Genomic DNA, 1206 nt, shown 5'->3' with positions numbered 1-1206 from the left:
AGCTGCTACAGAGTTTAATAGTTCAGCTTCTGCATTTAAATCTGTTGAAAGCTTAGATATTACCGATGCTGCCAAATCGCAAGATGCGATAAGTGTTATTGATGCCGCTATCGGTCAGATTGATAATCAGCGTGCAGATTTAGGTGCAATTCAGAATAGAATGAGCTTTACCATTAATAACTTGAACAATATCCAATCTAACGTGTCAGATGCACGTAGTCGTATCCAAGATGTCGATTTTGCAAAAGAAACAGCCGAGTTGACTAAGCAGCAAATTCTATCGCAAACTTCTTCTGCAATGTTGGCTCAGGCTAATCAGATCCCGCAAACTGCATTGTCGTTATTAGGTGGTTAGTTAATTTAAACCTATCCTTAACAAAAAACAGGTCATTTGACCTGTTTTTTATTATTTGATTTATATGGTTTTTTTGTTTATCGCTGTTCAATATAAATTAATGATAACTTTTTCCTAAAGGTTTTTTATATATCGCCGTTACATTGTATGTAGAAAATAAACTTTGCCTGACTGAACAAGCAGGCACTATTCAAGTTAGGTAGAGGGCAACATCATGGCTATTTCAGTAAATACAAACGTCACATCAATGAAGGCACAAAATAACTTAAATGGTGCCAACAACGGTCTTAAAACGTCAATGGAACGTTTATCATCAGGTTTGCGTATTAATAGCGCGAAAGATGATGCCGCAGGCTTACAAATTTCTAACCGTTTAACCAGTCAAATAAATGGTTTGGGCGTTGCAACACGCAATGCTAACGATGGTATTTCAATGGCACAAACTGCCGAAGGTGCAATGCAAGAGTCGACTAACATTTTGCAACGTATGCGTGATCTATCTTTACAATCAGCTAACGGTTCAAACTCAAGTGATGACCGTAAGTCTTTACAAAAAGAAATTTCATCTTTGCAGTCAGAATTAACTCGTATTGCTGACACTACCTCATTTGGTGGCCAGAAATTACTTGACGGTTCATTTGGCACTAAATCGTTCCAAATTGGTTCTAATGCCAATGAAACAATTAGTTTGTCACTGTCTAATATCAAAGCATCATCATTAGGTCAAAACTCCCTAACAGTTGGCGGTACCGCAATGAACGTGGCGGCGGCAACAAATGGTGTAGCTGCAGAAACAGACCTTGCCACCACCAGTGATTGTAAGGTCTGTTTCTGCAGCTACACCATTTGTT

General features: G+C 38.5%; 1 protein-coding gene and 1 pseudogene. Both read left to right on the top strand.

Annotated features, from left to right (window positions below; all coding sequences use genetic code 11):
• The coding region (locus H5185_RS22195) for a flagellin (protein WP_259396287.1) at positions 1-355 on the top strand (355 nt) is incomplete at its 5' end.
• 214 nt (positions 356-569) lie between these two features.
• A pseudogene (locus tag H5185_RS22190) lies at positions 570-1206 on the top strand (flagellin); the annotation flags it as partial.

Origin of the sequence: Shewanella sp. SG44-6 (assembly GCF_014164185.1) — a bacterium.
Classification (GTDB): domain Bacteria; phylum Pseudomonadota; class Gammaproteobacteria; order Enterobacterales; family Shewanellaceae; genus Shewanella; species Shewanella vesiculosa.
The sequence above is the reverse complement of the archived record's forward strand: the minus strand, read 5'-3'. Positions and strand labels throughout refer to the sequence as shown.